Annotated in this window: 14 protein-coding genes; 3 read left to right on the plus strand and 11 right to left on the minus strand. The window is 66.9% G+C overall.

The window, feature by feature from the left end:
• Nucleotides 1–7: 7 nt before the first annotated feature.
• From G3A50_RS11635 to G3A50_RS11670, 8 genes are all read right to left on the minus strand, one after another.
• Nucleotides 8–1,756: an IlvD/Edd family dehydratase gene (locus G3A50_RS11635; RefSeq protein ID WP_163075431.1), complete on the minus strand. Its 1,749-nt coding sequence runs from the start codon at nucleotides 1,754–1,756 to the stop codon at nucleotides 8–10.
• A 12-nt stretch (nucleotides 1,757–1,768) separates the two neighbouring features.
• Nucleotides 1,769–2,500 carry a FadR/GntR family transcriptional regulator gene (locus G3A50_RS11640; protein WP_163075432.1) on the minus strand — a complete coding sequence of 244 codons (732 nt, stop codon included), beginning with the start codon at nucleotides 2,498–2,500 and terminating at the stop codon, nucleotides 1,769–1,771.
• Nucleotides 2,497–3,489 carry a galactofuranose ABC transporter, permease protein YjfF gene (yjfF, locus tag G3A50_RS11645; protein ID WP_163075433.1) on the minus strand — a complete coding sequence of 331 codons (993 nt, stop codon included), beginning with the start codon at nucleotides 3,487–3,489 and terminating at the stop codon, nucleotides 2,497–2,499. The genes G3A50_RS11640 and yjfF overlap by 4 nt, the downstream gene beginning before the upstream one ends.
• The gene (locus tag G3A50_RS11650) at nucleotides 3,486–4,469 is read right to left on the minus strand and encodes an ABC transporter permease (RefSeq protein ID WP_163075434.1); all 984 of its coding nucleotides are present in this window, start codon (nucleotides 4,467–4,469) and stop codon (nucleotides 3,486–3,488) included. The genes yjfF and G3A50_RS11650 overlap by 4 nt, the downstream gene beginning before the upstream one ends.
• 11 nt (nucleotides 4,470–4,480) lie before the next feature.
• Nucleotides 4,481–6,016 (minus strand): sugar ABC transporter ATP-binding protein, encoded by a 1,536-nt coding sequence (locus G3A50_RS11655; protein WP_163075435.1) that lies wholly within the window; start codon nucleotides 6,014–6,016, stop codon nucleotides 4,481–4,483.
• Between the two features lie 169 nt (nucleotides 6,017–6,185).
• Complete coding sequence (ytfQ, locus tag G3A50_RS11660; protein WP_163075436.1) at nucleotides 6,186–7,148, minus strand: galactofuranose ABC transporter, galactofuranose-binding protein YtfQ; 963 nt, start codon at nucleotides 7,146–7,148, stop codon at nucleotides 6,186–6,188.
• A 359-nt stretch (nucleotides 7,149–7,507) separates the two neighbouring features.
• The gene (locus G3A50_RS11665; protein ID WP_163075437.1) at nucleotides 7,508–8,539 is read right to left on the minus strand and encodes an Ldh family oxidoreductase; all 1,032 of its coding nucleotides are present in this window, start codon (nucleotides 8,537–8,539) and stop codon (nucleotides 7,508–7,510) included.
• A complete protein-coding gene (locus tag G3A50_RS11670) occupies nucleotides 8,536–9,225 on the minus strand; it encodes a GntR family transcriptional regulator (protein WP_163075438.1) in 690 nt (229 codons plus the stop codon). Before G3A50_RS11670 ends, G3A50_RS11665 begins: the two co-directional genes overlap by 4 nt.
• A gap of 97 nt (nucleotides 9,226–9,322) precedes the next feature.
• Here G3A50_RS11670 and G3A50_RS11675 point away from each other — a divergent pair, with 97 nt between their 5' ends.
• Genes G3A50_RS11675 through G3A50_RS11685 form a run of 3 tightly spaced genes read left to right on the plus strand, consistent with a single transcriptional unit; the run spans nucleotide 9,323 to nucleotide 12,259 of the window.
• A complete protein-coding gene (locus tag G3A50_RS11675) occupies nucleotides 9,323–9,943 on the plus strand; it encodes a TRAP transporter small permease (protein ID WP_163077576.1) in 621 nt (206 codons plus the stop codon).
• Nucleotides 9,943–11,208 carry a TRAP transporter large permease gene (locus G3A50_RS11680; RefSeq protein WP_163075439.1) on the plus strand — a complete coding sequence of 422 codons (1,266 nt, stop codon included), beginning with the start codon at nucleotides 9,943–9,945 and terminating at the stop codon, nucleotides 11,206–11,208. Before G3A50_RS11675 ends, G3A50_RS11680 begins: the two co-directional genes overlap by 1 nt.
• Before the next feature lie 58 nt (nucleotides 11,209–11,266).
• Nucleotides 11,267–12,259, plus strand: coding sequence for a TRAP transporter substrate-binding protein (locus G3A50_RS11685; RefSeq protein WP_163075440.1), 993 nt, complete (start codon nucleotides 11,267–11,269; stop codon nucleotides 12,257–12,259).
• 98 nt (nucleotides 12,260–12,357) lie between these two features.
• Here the strand turns inward: G3A50_RS11685 and G3A50_RS11690 are convergent, their stop codons facing one another.
• The 3 genes from G3A50_RS11690 to G3A50_RS11700 form a co-directional block, all read right to left on the minus strand.
• On the minus strand, nucleotides 12,358–13,395 hold the full coding sequence (locus G3A50_RS11690; RefSeq protein ID WP_163075441.1) for a trans-3-hydroxy-L-proline dehydratase: 1,038 nt from the start codon (nucleotides 13,393–13,395) through the stop codon (nucleotides 12,358–12,360).
• A 93-nt stretch (nucleotides 13,396–13,488) separates the two neighbouring features.
• Nucleotides 13,489–14,589 (minus strand): cis-3-hydroxy-L-proline dehydratase, encoded by a 1,101-nt coding sequence (locus tag G3A50_RS11695; RefSeq protein WP_163075442.1) that lies wholly within the window; start codon nucleotides 14,587–14,589, stop codon nucleotides 13,489–13,491.
• A gap of 10 nt (nucleotides 14,590–14,599) precedes the next feature.
• Nucleotides 14,600–15,601, minus strand: coding sequence for a 4-hydroxyproline epimerase (locus G3A50_RS11700; RefSeq protein ID WP_163075443.1), 1,002 nt, complete (start codon nucleotides 15,599–15,601; stop codon nucleotides 14,600–14,602).
• Nucleotides 15,602–15,669 lie beyond the last annotated feature (68 nt).

Raw genomic sequence — 15,669 nt, forward strand, 5'->3', positions numbered from 1 at the left:
TGCAGCCTCAGTGGTTGTCGCGCGGGACCGGCGAACCGGTGCGCCCGACGAGGAAATCGAAATCGGCGCCGCGGTCGGCCTGGAGCACATGGTCGATGTAGAGGCGCTGGTAGCCGCGGCTGGCATGGGGCTCCGGCGCCACCCAGGCGGCGCGGCGGGCGGCTAGCTCGGCCTCGTCCACATGCAGGTGCAGCGAGCGGGCCGGCACGTCGAGGGTGATCATGTCGCCGTTCCTCACCAGAGCCAGCGGGCCGCCGGCGGTTGCCTCCGGCGCAACGTGGAGCACCACCGTGCCGTAGGCGGTACCCGACATGCGGGCATCGGAAATGCGGATCATGTCCCGCACGCCCTCGCGCAGAAGCTTGGAGGGCAAGGGCATGTTGCCGACCTCGGCCATGCCCGGATAACCCTTGGGCCCGCAATGCTTCAGCACCATGATGCAGGTCGCATCGATGTCGAGCGCGTCGTCGTTCACCGCGTGATGCATCTCCTCGACGCTTTCGAACACCACGGCGCGACCGGTGTGGATCATCAGTTCCGGGGAGGCGGCAGACGGCTTGATGACGGCGCCATCAGGAGCGAGGTTTCCCTTCAGGATGGCGATTCCGGCATCGGCCTTGAACGGGGCGTCAAAGGAGGTGATGACCTCGGCGTTCCAGTTCGGCGCCTTCTCGACGTTCTCCCAGATGCTGCGCCCGTTCACCGTGCGCGCATCCTTGTTGAGGAGGTCGCGCTCGCCGAGGGCGCGCAGCACCGCGGGCAGGCCACCGGCGTAGTAGAAGTCTTCCATCAGGAAGCGACCCGACGGCATCAGGTCGACCAGGCAGTGGATGTCGCGGCCGAGATCGTCGAAGTCGGCCAGCGTCAGGTCGACGCCGACGCGGCCCGCCAGCGCCAGCAGGTGGACCACCGCATTGGTCGAGCCTCCGATGGCGGCCAGCGCCCGGATGGCGTTCTCGAAGGCGCCGCGGGTGAGGATGTCGGACGGCTTCACGTCCTCCTTCACCAGCTCGACGATGCGCCGTCCCGCCATGCGCGCGAGCAGGTTGCGCCGCGCGTCCACCGCCGGAATGGCCGCATTGTCCGGCAGGCCGAGGCCGAGCGCCTCCACCATGGAAGCCATAGTGGAGGCCGTACCCATGGTCATGCAGCTGCCCGAAGAGCGGTTCATGCCGGCTTCCGCCTCGTGGAACTCCTCAAGCGTCACCTCGCCGGCGCGCAACTGCTCGCTCATCGAGATGATGTTGGTGCCCGAGCCGATGATCTGGCCGCGATACACGCCGCGCAGCTGCGGCCCGCCCGACACCCCGATCGCTGGCAAGTCGGCGGAGGCTGCGCCCATGAGCAAGGCGGGCGTGGTCTTGTCGCAGCCCATGAGCAGCACCACGCCGTCAAGCGGATGGGCGCGGATGGCTTCCTCCACATCCATCGAGGCGAGGTTTCGGAACAGCATCGCGGTCGGCCGCATGGTCACCTCGCCGAGCGAGGAGACCGGGAACTCCAGGGGATAACCACCCGCGTCCAGCACGCCGTAGCGCACGTGCTCGGCCAGCGTACGGAAGTGAATATTGCAGGGGGTCAGCTCGGACCAGGTGTTGCAGATGCCGATAACCGGGCGCCCGTCGAAGCGGTCCTGCGGCTGGCCGGAGTTCTTGAGGAAGGAGCGATAATAGAAGCCCATCTTGTCCTGGCGGCCGAACCAGCTCTGGCTGCGCAGCTTCTTCTTGTCTTTGTCATTCGAGCCGTCGTTGTTCATCTAGGCACCCCTTCAGGCTGCGCCGTGACGGCGCAGGCCGTTGAAGATCACGTTCAGCATTGCGGCTCCGGCCGCTTCGCCGTCCTGGTCGGCGATGGCCTCGACGATGCGCTCATGGGCGGCCACAGCGATCTCGTGCTCGCGCGCATCACCCGGTGCCGACAGCACGAAGGAGGCACGCAATGCCGCTTCGATTACCGCGCCAATCGAGCGCATGAAGGGGTTGCCGGAGGCGGTCGCCACGGCGACGTGCAGCGCAAGGTCGGCCTCGGCGAAACTGTCCGAGGCGCCGGGCTCCGCCTTCATCAGGCCGACCGCCTTACGCATGAGCGCGAGATCCTCCTCTGTTCGGCGTTCTGCGGCGAGGGCGGCGGCGCGCGGTTCCACCGCCAGCCGGATCTCGGCAAGGTCGCGAAGGAACCGCTTGTCGATGCCGGCGTCCAGATGCCAGGCGAGCACGTCGGAATCGAACATGTTCCAGGCGGCGCGCTCGCGAACGACGGTGCCGACCCGTGCCTTGGTGGAGAGAAGGCCCTTGGCCACAAGCGTCTTTACGCTCTCGCGCAGAACTGGACGGGAGACGCCGAACAGCAACGTCATTTCGGCATCGCCCGGCAGCTTGGCGCCCTCGCCATAGCGGCCGGCGATGATGTCGATGCCGATGGTCCGAGCCACTTCGGCATGGTTGGAGTGGGCACGGCGGGCCGGAATGACAATGATCTGGGAGCTCGACTGAGTGCTCATGGATGGACTCCGGCCGGGGCGCGTCGGGAGCGACGCGCCATATGCAATGTGATCTGCTGGAAGGCGATGAAGGCGAAAAGCAGTAGGCCGGTGGCAATCTTGGCCCACCAGCTCGACAAGGTGCCGTCGAAGCTGATGTAGGTCTGGATCAGGCCTTGGATCAGTACACCGACGAAGGAACCGAACACGAAGCCGTAGCCGCCCGAGAGGAGGGTTCCCCCGATCACCACCGCGGCGATCGCGTCCAGCTCGACGCCGACACCAGAGAGCGAATAGCCGCTCGAGGTATAAAGGGAGAAGACGATGCCGGAGAGCCCGGCCAGCACGCTGGAAAGCGTGTAGATCGCTATCGTCGTTCGCGCGACGTTGATGCCCATCAGTGCCGTGGCGACGCGCGAGCCGCCAAGCGCATACACGTTGGCGCCGAAACGGGTGAGATGCAGCAGCGCCATGCCGCCCCCCACCACCAGCAGCATGATCATTGCCGGCACGGCGAGGCGCGCCCCGCCCGCGAATCGTATCGCGTGACTTGAGAGGTTGGCATAGAGGTCGGCGTCGATCGGGATCGAATCCGTCGACAGCAGGAAGCTGACACCGCGGGCCAGGAACATGCCGGCCAGCGTGACGATGAAAGGTGGTAGCTCAAAGTACTGGATCACCGCCCCCATGGCCGCCCCGAACCCCGCGCAGAGGACGAGGACGAGGGCGAAGGCCATGAGTGGCGGCAGTCCCCAGCGCTCGATCGCGATTGCGAGGAACACGGTGGTGAAACCGATCACCGAGCCGACCGAGAGATCAATGCCGCCCGAGATGATGACGAAGGTCATGCCCACCGCGACGATGCCCAGGAACGCATTGTCGGTCAGCAGGTTCATGACCACCCGCAGCGAGGCGAAGTTCGGATAGATCGCCGAGCAGATCAGGAATCCCGCGAGGAATACCGCCGTCGTGGCCAGAACCGGGGAGAGGCGGGAGAGGGAGCGGATCATGAGCGCCTCCGGGAGAACAGCACGGTCATACCCGACAGGCGCGGCGACTGCGCCAGCAGCACGACAAGCACCACTACCGCCTTCACCACGAGGTTGGTTTCGGGCGGAAAGCCGGAGAGGAGGATGCCGGTGTTCATTGCCTGGATGATGAGTGCACCGATCACCGCCAATATGAGCGAGAACCGCCCGCCGAACAGCGAGGTGCCGCCGATGACCACGGCGAGAATCGCGTCCAGCTCCAGCCACAGCCCCGCATTGTTGGCGTCCGCGCCGAGGATGTCGGCGGCGGCGACGATGCCAGCGAGCGCGGCGCAGAGTCCGCTCCACATATAGACCGCGACGGTGATGAGGCGTGTACCGATCCCGGCGAGCGCACTGGCGCGCGGATTGCCGCCGGTGGCCTCGATCATCAACCCGAGCGCACTGCCGCGCACGACCAGAAGCGTCAGTCCCAGCATGCCGATGGTCAACGCAACCGGGGTCGGCAGGCCGAGCACCGAGCCGCCGCCGAGGAAGGCGAGCCCGTGCGAGGTGAAGGTGACGATGCGCCCCTCGGTGATGAGCTGGGCGATGCCGCGCCCGGCCACCATGAGGATGAGCGTGGCGACGATGGGCTGGATGCCGAGCACGGCGACAAGGAGCCCGTTCCAAAGCCCGCACAGGAGACCCGCGCCCAGCGCGGCGGCGAGCACAACGGGCAGGGAATGGGTGTCGGCGAGACTGGCGGCGATGGCGCCGCAGATCGCCATGACCGCGCCGACCGAGAGGTCGATGCCGCGCATGGCGATGACCAGCACCATGCCGATCGAGAGCAGGGCCACCGGCGCGCCGCGATTGAGCACGTCGATCACGCTGCCGAACAGCCGGCCGTCCTGCATGCGGATGTCGAAAAACTGCGGCGAAACCAACCAGTTGGCGGCGAGGATGAGGGCGAGGGCGACGACCTGCGACGTGCCGATGCGGGGCAGACGGAGCGACATGACGGCCTCCCTCACGCGGCCGCCGCGCCGGCGGGGGCGTCGTCGTCCGCAATGGCGGCGAGGATGGTGGGCACGGTGATCGCCTCGCCGGTCAGCCGGGCGACATGCGCGCGGTCGCGCAGCACGATGACCTCGTCGGCATAGGTGACGATCTCGTCGAGCTCGGAGGAAACCACCAGAAGGGCCATGCCTTCCGCGCACAGTTCACGGATGCGTTCGATGATCTCGGCATGGGCGCCGACGTCGATCCCGCGCGTCGGCTCGTCGAGGATCAGCAGGCGCGGGGAGGTGGCGAGCCAGCGGGCGAGCAGCGCCTTTTGCTGGTTGCCGCCCGACAGCAGACCGATGGGGCGCTCGGGGTCGGGCGGGCGAATGTCGAGCAGGCGGATGAACCGCGCCGCGATCTCGTCCTGCTCGCGGCGCGACAGCGGGGCCAGCGCGCCGCGCTGTGCCTGCAGGGCCAGAATGATGTTCTCGCGCACCGTGAGTTCGGCGACGATGCCCTCCGTCTTTCGCTCCTCGGGGCAGTAGCCGAAGCCGAGCCGCATGGCCTCGCGCGGCGAACCGATGGTGACTTTGCGTCCCTCGATTTCCGCCGAGCCGCAATCCGAGCGCTCGGCGCCGAACACCAGACGCACGGTCTCGGTGCGGCCGGAGCCGAGCAGGCCGGTGAGGCCGATGACGTGGCCAGTGTGGAGCGTGAGATCGAAGGGGCTCACATAACCGGCCTTGCCGAAGCCACTAAAGACGGCCAGCGGCTCGCGCTCGCTGGTTGCGCCTTCGGTCGGACGCCGGGATGTCGCCTCGCTCAGTTCGCGCCCGAGCATGAGCCGCACCAGATCGATGCGCGGCAGTTCCGCGACCGGGGCCATGCCGGCGAGCCGCCCGTTCCGCAGCACGGTGATGCGGTCGCAGATCGCATAGACCTGATCGAGGAAATGGGTGACGAAGACAATGCCGATGCCGCGCGCCTTCAATTTGCGCATCACCGCGAACAGCACCTCGACCTCGTGGGCATCGAGGCTGGCGGTGGGTTCATCGAGAATGAGAATGCGCGCCGACTGGTCGACCGCGCGGGCGATCGCGACGATATGCTGGATGGCGACCGAATAGCTTTCCAGCGGGGCGCTTACATCCAGTGTCAGGCCGAACTCGGCCATCAGTGCCTCGGCGCGCCGGCGCATCTCCCGCTCGCGGACAAAGCCGAACAGGCTGGGCTGGTGGCCAAGGAAGAGATTCTGCGCCACCGACAGGTTCGGTGCGAGATTGACCTCCTGATAGACCGTCGCGATGCCCGCCTTCAGCGCCTCCTCGGCCGAGCGCGGCGCGATCTCGCGGCCGTCGAGCCGCATGGTGCCGGCATCGCGGGAGACCACGCCGGTCATGGCCTTGATGAGGGTCGACTTGCCCGCTCCGTTCTCGCCGAGCAGGGCGTGAATCTCGCCGCCCAGCAGCGCGAAGTCGACGCGGTCGAGCGCGACGAAACCGGCAAAGGATTTCGAGAAGCCGCGCAGCTCAAGCAGAGCGGTGTCGTGGTTCGCTACCATAGGGGCAGTCTCGCCGGCCGGGCTGGCCACGGGTGGGGACAGGCTGTGGATCACCCGGTGGAAAAGGCACCGGGATCCACAGGGAAGAAAGGAGCGAGAAGCGAGTGCCGGGCCGGATCGTCATGCCCGGACGGGTCCGGGCACGAAGGAGGTCAGGCGCCCGTCAACCTCAATAGCCGAGGTCTTTCTTGCTCTCATAGACCGCCATCGGCTTATCGGCCTGGGTGAAGAGCCGGGATTCGGTCTGGATCCACTTCGGCGGCACCGTGCCCTTTTCCTTGAAGGCGACGACGGCGTCGAAGGCGGGGCCTGCCATGTTGGGGGTCAGCTCGACGGTGGCGTTGGCTTCGCCGGCCGCCATGGCCTTGAAGATGTCCGGCACGGCGTCGATGGAGACGGTGAGGATCTCCGAGCCCGGCTTGAGGCCGGCTTCCTTCATGGCCTGGATGGCGCCGACCATCATGTCGTCATTGTGGGCGTAGACGGCACAGATGTTCTTGCCGCCCTCGGCCTTGATGAAGCTCTCCATCACCTCTTTGCCCTTGGCACGGGTGAATTCGCCGGTCTGGCTGCGCACGATCTTGACGTTCGAATGCCCGGCGATGCCGTCCTCGAAGCCCTTCTTGCGATTGGTGGCGACCGAGGCGCCGACCGTGCCCTGAAGCTCGACCACGTTGCACGGCTTGGTGCCGACCGTCTTCACCAGCCATTCGCCGGCGACCTTGCCTTCGTGCACGCTGTCGGAGGTGACGGCGGTGAGGTAGAGATCCTTGCCCGAGGGGTCGATGTCGCGGTCGAGCAGAACGACCGGGATATTGGCTTCCTTGGCTTCCTTCAGCACCGAGTCCCATCCCGTCGAGACCACGGGGGCGAGGAAGATCGCGTCCACGCCCTGCGCGATGAAGGAGCGGATCGCCTTGATCTGGTTTTCCTGCTTCTGCTGGGCGTCGGCGATCTTGAAGGTGATGTCGCGCTTCTTCGCCTCGGCCTTTGAGACGGTGGTCTCCGCCGCGCGCCAGCCCGATTCCGAGCCGATCTGCGAGAAGCCGATGGTCATCTCGCCAGCATGCGCGCCAGCGGCAAAGAGTGCGCCGGAAAAGGCGCTAGCAAGCAGCAAAGCCTTGAAATTCATTGGCGTTTCTCCCGTGGGTGTCACCGTCGCACCTCTGTCGGGTGTCTTCCGGCGCTAAATCTATGCCACAGGATAAGCGGTCTGAATAGTCATACTGTTTGACTTTTTAACGCCTGCCGTCGCGCTGCCTCGCAAACGGCCATCCCGCCCCCGTCGAGGCTCGCGACCCACGCCCCCCCCCCCGGGCAGGTGCGTGCCTTCACAGGCGCGGTCATGTGTCCACCGCCACGACCTTCCGCCCCCGGCAGAGGGTCTGCGCCGCAGGACGGTCCGTGAAACAGGGGCGGCTTCTCCGGCAGGCGGGCCGCGTTCGTGGTGATGGGAGGGGGCCGGCTTCAGGGCTGCGCCGCGCGCCGCGTTCAGCCGGGTTCCGACAGCGTCCTGAGCTCGGCGAGAAGCGCGGCGGAGACGAGGGCGCCCTCGCGGCTGCGCGCGCGGGCGGCGTAGCGCCGCTCCGAGGGCAGGCGAACGCCCGGCTGTTGCCGCGCGGCGGCGAACACCGCGTCGGCCTCGGCCAGGCGCTGATCGAGGGTGGCAGGGCCGAACACGGCGGGGTCGATGGCGATGAAGAGTTCGCCGCCGAGCGGGGGGCCTGAATCACCGTTCTCCACCGCGGCGGCCTGCCGGCTGGTGAGATCGCCGATGAGCGGGCCGGCAATCAGCTCCACCATCATCGACAGCGCCGAGCCCTTGTGGCCCCCGAACGGCAGCAAGGCGCCGGCGAGCGCCTGCGCGGGATCGGTGGTGGGTGCGCCGTCGGGACCCACGGCCCAGCCCTGCGGAATGGGTTCGCCGGCGCGGCGCTTGAGTTCGATTTCGCCGCGCGCGGCGGCGCTGGTGGCGAAGTCGAAGATGAAGGGGGCCTGCTTCGGGCCGGGCCAGCCGAAGGCGATGGGGTTCGTGCCCAGCAGGGGCCGGGTGCCGCCGGCCGGGGCGACGCAGGACTGGCCGATGGTGAAGCACCAGGCGGCCAGTCCTGCGTCCACCGCCGGCTCGATATCCGCCCAGAGCGCCGAAAAATGATAGCAGTCATGGATCGCCAGCGCCGCGATGCCATAGGTCTTCGCCGCCTCGACCAGCGCGGGAACGCCGATCTCGATGGCAAGCGGGGCAAAGGTGCGGCGGGCATCGACGCGCAGGATCACCGGCGTGGTCCGGCTGAGCACCGGCAGCACGTCGCGCGCCGCCTTGCCGCTGCGCACCGAGGCGACATAGCCGAGGAGCCGGTAGAGGCCGTGGGAATGGCACTCGTCGGCCTGGGCGCGGGTGATGGAGCGGGCGATCGCCAGCGCATGCGGCTCGGCGAGGCCGACGCCGAGCAGGGTGTCGCGGCACAGCGCATGCACCTCGTCGAGGCTGATCCGTACGGTGTCGGCCGGCGTCGGGCTCATGGCGTCTCCTCGCGCGAACCGCGCTCGATGGCGCGCAGCAGATCCTCATGCACCGAGGCGATGTGCTGGCGCAGGAAGGCGCAGGCCTTCTCGATCGCGCCGCTGCGGCACAGGTCGATCAGCTCGGTGTGCTCGCTCATCGCGCGCTGCATCCCGTCCATGCCCGAGCCGGTGGCGTCGCTGAGCTGCACGCGGGTGTAGCGGTCGCTCGACTGCAGCAGGGAATGGACGATGGACAGTGTGCGCGGCTGCCCGGCGTGACCATACAGCGCCATGTGGAAATCGGCGTTGAGCTGACCCCAGCGGCTGAGATCCTGGGTGGCGGTCGCGGCCACCATCTGGGTGTGGAAGGTGCCGAACTGGGTGAAGTCGTCCCGGCCCAGATTGGGGATCGACCGGGCGAGCAGGCGCGGCTCCAGAAGGCAGCGCAGCTCGAACACGTCGTTGATCTCGTCCGCCGAGAGCTCGGAGACGATGGCCCCCTTCTGCGGGACGAAGCGCACCAGCCCTTCCGCGTCGAGCTGGAACAGCGCTTCGCGGATGGGAATGCGGCTGACCTTGAAGGTCGCCGCCAGCGCATCCTGCCGCAGCTGCGTGCCCGCCGGGTAGGTGCCGTCGAGGATCGCCTTGCGCAGCTGGTCGAGAATGGCGGCGGAAAGCGTCCGGTGCTGGAGGATCGGAGTCATTTTGCTGCGTTTCTAGGCCTGTTTGTTCCTCAGGCATATTGACGGACAGAATTTATAAAATCTACGATCCTTGGACAGGCACAAGGAAAGCGTGATGATGTCACGGGTTGACGGTCCGCCCGCCGATGGCGGTCCCTTTCGAGCGGTCACGGCCATGTCGGAGGCGCTCCTGTGCGTCGAGCGCTACGCCATCAGCCTCCTGATGGTGCTGCTCACCGGTCTCATCCTGCTCAATGTCGCCACCCGCTACACCGGCGCGCCGCTCTACTGGGTCGACGAGTCGGCGATCTTCACCACGGTCTGGCTCACTTTCTTCGGCGCCTCGGCGATGTCGCGGCTGCGGCTCGATTTTTCCATGACCCTGCTGACCGAGCATCTCTCGCCCGCGATGGAGCAGGCGCTGCGCGTGCTGGCGACGCTGTGCGTGCTTGGCTTCGGCCTCGCGCTCGCGGCGATGTGCTGGCTGTGGATGGACCCCATCGGCATCGCGGGAGCGGGCTTCGACGCCAAGGAGTATGGCGCGGCGACCTTCAACTTCCTCTACACGGAGCGCACCCAGACGCTGAACTGGCCGAGCTGGCTGGTCTATCTGGTGCAGCCCTTGTTCGCCCTCACGCTCATGGTTCACAGCCTCGCCAACCTTCTTGAGGATCTGGGCCTGGCGGAGCGACCCGACCGCAGCCGCTTCGGGCTCGGCCGCGCCGACGAGGTCGCCTGATGGTCACGAGCGCCGCGTTCCTCATCACCCTGCTGATCGGCGTCCCGATCGGCATCGCGATCTGTCTGACCGGCGTGGTGTTCATCGCCGCTTCCGGCAATCCGGTGCTCTACCAGAGCTTCCCGCTGCAGATGTTCGGCAGCGTCGACAATTACGGGCTGATCGCCATCCCGCTGTTCGTTCTGATCGGCGAGATCATGAACGGGGGCGGCATCACCCGGCAGATCGTCAACATGACGATGGCCTTCGTCGGCTCGCTGCGCGGCGGGCTTGCCTATGTGAACCTGCTGGCGAACATGTTCGTCTCCTCGATCCTGGGCTCGGCGACGGCGCAGGTGGCGATCATGGCGCAGATCATGGTGCCGGAGATGGAGGCGAAGGGCTACGACAAGACCTTCGCCGCGGGGCTCACCGCCTATGCCGGCCTGCTCGGCCCGATCATTCCGCCCTCGATCATGTTCGTCATGTATTCGGTGCTGGCGCAGGTGCCGGTGAGCGACATGCTGATCGCCGGCCTCCTTCCCGGCGTCGTCCTCACCGCGATGTTCTGCGTCGTGATCGCGCTCATGGGGATTTTCTACAATTACCCGCGCGGCGAGGCGACCTCGATGCGCGAGCGCGTCTCGACCGTGCTGACCTGCGCGCCGACGCTGCTCATTCCCATCGTCATCGTCGGCTCGATCCTCACCGGTCTCGCCAATCCGACCGAATCCGCCGCGATCGGAGCGCTGGCCTCCATCCTCGTCGGCCGGTTCTGGACCCGCGAGCTGAAACTCTCCCAGCTGCCCAACATGTTCCTGCGCGCGGGTGTCTATTCCGGCATCGTGCTGTTTCTGGTGGCGGCCGCGGGCGTGCTTTCCTGGGTGCTGGTGTTCGCCAAGATCCCGCAGGAAGTCGCGCTGTGGATCCAGTCCGTCGCCAGCGGACCGATCTCGTTCATGCTGCTGGTCAACGTGATCCTTCTGGTCATCGGGACGGTGATCGACGGCGCGCCGGGCCTGATCATGACGGTGCCGATCCTGCTGCCGGTGGCGACGGACATCTACCATATCGACCCGGTGCAGTTCGGCGTGGTGGCCGTGGTCAACCTGGTGCTGGGCTTCCTGTCGCCCCCGGTCGGGCTCTGCTTCTTCGTCGCGGCGGCGGTGACCGGCGCGAAGCCCGGCAAGATGTTCATCGTCACGCTGCCGTTCTTCTTCGCGGCCTGCGCGCTGCTGATCCTGCTCTCCATCTTCCCCGTTCTTTCCACGGCGCTCGTTCGATGAGGCGCCGGCAACAAGAAACGTTCGCAACAGAACCTTCCAAAACAAAGAGGAGAATTCGGTGATCACACGTCGTTCCCTGCTCATCTCCGCGGCTGCCGGCGCCGCCCTGCCACTGGCCGCCCCCGGCGTGCTGCGCGCCCAGTCGCGCGACCTGCGCCTCGGCATCATCACCCCGCCCGGACACCCCTGGAACAATGCCGCGCTGAAGGTCGGCGAGGTGCTGAAGGAGAAGACCGGCGGCAAGCTGACCATGACCGTCTTCCATGCCGGCCAGCTCGGCAATGAAGGCGCGATGATGCAGCAGCTGCAGACCGGCGCGCTCGACATGGCGTTCCTTCAGGCCGCCGAGGTCGGCAACCGGGTGCCCAACGTCGCGGCCATTCTCGCGCCGTATGTCATCCGGTCCACCGAGGCGGCCGCCAAGCTGGTGCGCCAGCCCATCGCCATGCAGATGCTCGATCCGCTGCCGAAGGAGACCGGCACGCTCGGCCTCGGCTGGGGCATCACCTCGATCCGCGTCGTGTTCTCGGCCAAGGAGATCGACAGCATTGCCGGGCTCAACGGCATGAAGCTGCGCATCAACACCACGCCGGCCTTCCGCGACTTCTACTCGCTGCTCGGCGCCGCGCCGACGCCGATCCCCACCCCGCAGGTGTTCGACGCCATGGCCAATGGCCAGGTCGACGGGCTGGAGGCCGATCTCGACTTCTCCTGGAACCAGCGCTTCGACAAGGTGTCGAAGGTGATGATGCGCATGGATGCGGTGTTCATGCCCTTCATCGCGCTGGCTTCCGGCAAGGCCTGGCAGTCGCTGTCGGCCGAGGATCGCAAGCTGATCACCGAGGCGACCAAGGAAGCCCTTGAGGTTCAGGTCGACGAGACGGTGACGAACGCCCCGACGCTGATCAAGAAGTTCGAAGGCACGAGCATCAAGGTCGTCGTGCCGCCGGCGGCGGATTCGGCGCCCATCATCGCCGAGTACGACAAGATCTGGACGCCGAAGGCGCCGATTCTGCCGGAGCTGCGCAAGATCGGCGCCACGCTGGGCTGATCGGGCCGACAACGCCCTGACACGCGAGAGGCGCCCCACGGGGCGCCTCTTTCATATAGAGAGCCGGCTATTTGTCTCGCGGGCGGCTTTGCCCGCGTTCAGTCCTGCTTCCATACCGGCCAGGTGTCGGAGAGCCGGTAGCCGGTGGGCCAGGGGTCTTCCGGGTCGAGCATGAGCTGGGCGGTGTGGGTGACGAAGGCGCGGCCCATGATCGAGGGCACGATAGCCGGGCGCCCGCCCATGCGGGTTTCCTCCTCGATCCGGCATTCGAACCGGGAATCGATGATCGAGCGGCCGACGAAGGTCTCGCCGACCTTGAGCTGGCCCTTGGCATGGAGCACCGCCATGCGGGCGGAGCAGCCGGTGCCGGTGGGCGAGCGGTCGATCTTGCCGGGACGGATGGCGACGGCGTTGGCGCCGTTCTTCACGCCGTTCTCCTCGACCACGGGCGCGGCGAACTGGCAGAAGGAAATGTGGTTCCAGTCGGCATTCTCGGGATGTTTGAAGCCGAGCTGGCGATTGGCGGCCTTGACGATCTTCATCCCGGTTTCAGCCAGATCCTTCGCCTCGTCTGGCGTGATCGAGAAGCCGAGCGCGTGCGCGTCGACGATGCAGAAGCTGTCGCCGCCATAGGCGGTATCCACGGTGAGCGTGCCGAGCCCTTCGACCTCCAGCTTCGCGTCGAGCCTGTCGGCAAAGGAGGGGTGATTGCGCACCTTGATCCGCTCGGCCTTGCCGGCGCGGCAATAGGCGGTGACCTCGATCAGCCCGCCCGGCGCCTCCAGCACCATGTGCGTTTCCGGCTCCACCATGGGGATGATGCCGGTGTCGAGCAGCACGGTCGACACGCAGATGGAATTGGAGCCGGACATTGGCGGGGTGTCCTCGGGCTCCATGATGATGAAGCCCATCTGCGCGCGCGGGTCCTTCGCCGGTACCAGCAGGTTCACATGGCGAAAGACACCGCCGCGCGGTTCCTGCAGCACGAAATTGCGCAAGGTGTTGTCGCTGGCGATGAAGCGCGATTGTGCCCACAGCGTGTCGCCCGGCGGGGGCGCGACACCGCCGACGATGACGTCGCCGACCTCGCCCTCGGCATGGCAGCCGACGACATGAATGACCTTGGATGAGCGCATGGGAGGCCTCTTCGGAAGGGCTCAAGGAAGGGGTGTTTCCAGCCCCGTTAGGAAATGTCGTCGCCGACGTGGCGCGGCGGGAAGGCGCGTGCGTCAGATCACCACCACCGGATCACCGAGCGCCTCGAAGATCGGCGTGAGGCCCAGGCCCGGCGCGTCGGAGGCGGTCATGAAGCCGTTCACGCGGCGGGGCGCGCCGCTCGCGATGTCGACCGTGCCGTAGCTGTTGAAGTCGGTTGCGGAGAAGCAGAACTCCTCCGGCGTCGAGCGCGCGAGATGGGCGATGGTGGCGGTGACGATGTCGCCGCCCCAGGTGTCCTCGATGGTCATCGGCGTGCCGGAGGCGACGCAGATGTCGCGCATGAGACGCGCCTTGGTGAGACCGCCGACCTTGGAGATCTTCAGGTTGATGATGTCCATGGCGTCGTCCGCCAGCGCGCGCTGAAGGGTGGCGACGCCGTCGATCACCTCGTCGAGCACGAAGGGGCGATGGGTGCGTCGGCGCACCGAGACGCATTCCTCATAGGTGGGGCAGGGCTGCTCGATATAGACGTCGAGATCGGCCACGCTGGCGGTGATGCGTGCCGCTTCCGCCCGCGTCCAGCCGGTATTGGCGTCGGCGACGAGGATGTCCGAGGGGTCGAGGATGGTGCGGGTGACGCGGATGCGGTCGATGTCCTGGTCGGCGTCGCCGCCCACCTTGAGCTGGAACTTGGTGTAGCCCTCGCTCTTGTAGCCGGCAATCTTCTTCGCCATCGCCTCCGGCGCCTCCTGCGAGATGGCGCGGTAGAGCGCCACCTTGTCCTGCGCCGCGCCGCCCAGCAGCTTGTAGACCGGCAGCCCGCACAGCTTGCCCAGAATGTCCCAGCAGGCGATGTCGATCGGCGCCTTCACATAAGGGTGGCCGCGCAGCACCGAATCCATGTGCCGGTTGAGGACATTGAGGTCGGTGGGGTCGAGGCCGATGATCTTCGGGCCGATCTCCTCCAGCCCCGCGCGCACGCCATGCGCATAGGCCGGCAGATAAGCCGAGCCGAGCGGGCAGCATTCGGCATAGCCGGTGATGCCGGCGTCGGTCTCCACCGCCACGACGGTGGAATCGAACACCTCGATGAAATTGCCGTTGGACCAGCTGTAGCGGCCTTCCCTGAGCGGCAGGCCGACCTTCCAGGCCTTGAGACCGGTGATCTTCATAGGGTGCTCCTCAGACAACGACGAAGCCGTGGGCGAAGGGATCGCGGTCGTCGATGAAGATGGTGTTGTAGCCGGTCATGCGGGCCCAGCCGGCGATGGAGGGAATGATGGCGTCCCGGTCGCCGACGCGCGCCGTGGCCTCGACCCGTCCCTTGAACAGCGAGCCGATGATGCTCTCATGCACGAAGTCGTCGCCCACCTTGAGCTTTCCCAGCGCGGCGAGCTGCGCGATGCGCGAGGAGGTGCCGGTGCCGCAGGGCGAGCGGTCGATCGCCTTGTCGCCATAGAACACCGCGTTGCGTGCATGGGCCTCGGGGTGCTGCGGGGCCCCGGTCCAGAGGATGTGCGACAGGCCGGCAATGTCGGGCTTCTCGGGATGGACGAAGGTGTACTTCGCGTTCAGTGCCGCGCGCAGGCCCGCGCTCATGCCGATGAGCTCGCCGGCGGTGAAGTCGGCCATGTCGCGATAGTGTTCCTGCGGCTCGACGATGGCGTAGAAGTTGCCGCCATAGGAAACGTCCACGCGCACCTCGCCAAGACCCGGACACTCGGCGGTGAGGCCCTGCGCGTAAAGGAAGGCGGGCACATTGGTGAGGCGCACTTCCTCCACATACTGGCCTTCCTGCCGGTACTGCGCCTTCACCACGCCTGCCGGCGTGTCGAGCATCAGCACGCCCGGCGTCTTCGGCGTGACCAGGCCGTGCTCGATGGCCATGGTCACCGTGCCGATGGTGCCGTGCCCGCACATGGGCAGGCAGCCCGAGGTCTCAATGAACAGGATGGCGACGTCGCAGTCCGGCCGGGTCGGGGGAAACAGGATCGAGCCGGACATCATGTCGTGGCCGCGCGGCTCGAACATGAGCCCGGTGCGGATCCAGTCGTATTCGGCAAGGAAATGCGCCCGCTTCTCCAGCATGGTCGTGCCCTGGAGATTGGGGCCGCCACCGGCGACGAGGCGGACGGGATTGCCGCAGGTGTGGCCGTCTATGCAGAAGAAGCTGTGTCGCGCCATTGGGATGCTCGGGTTGTCAGAAGCGGTTGGAATGGAGGGCGAGTGGGGCGTGCGGGCCGGCGCGCCGG

The organism is Ancylobacter pratisalsi (genome assembly GCF_010669125.1).
Taxonomy (GTDB): domain Bacteria; phylum Pseudomonadota; class Alphaproteobacteria; order Rhizobiales; family Xanthobacteraceae; genus Ancylobacter; species Ancylobacter pratisalsi.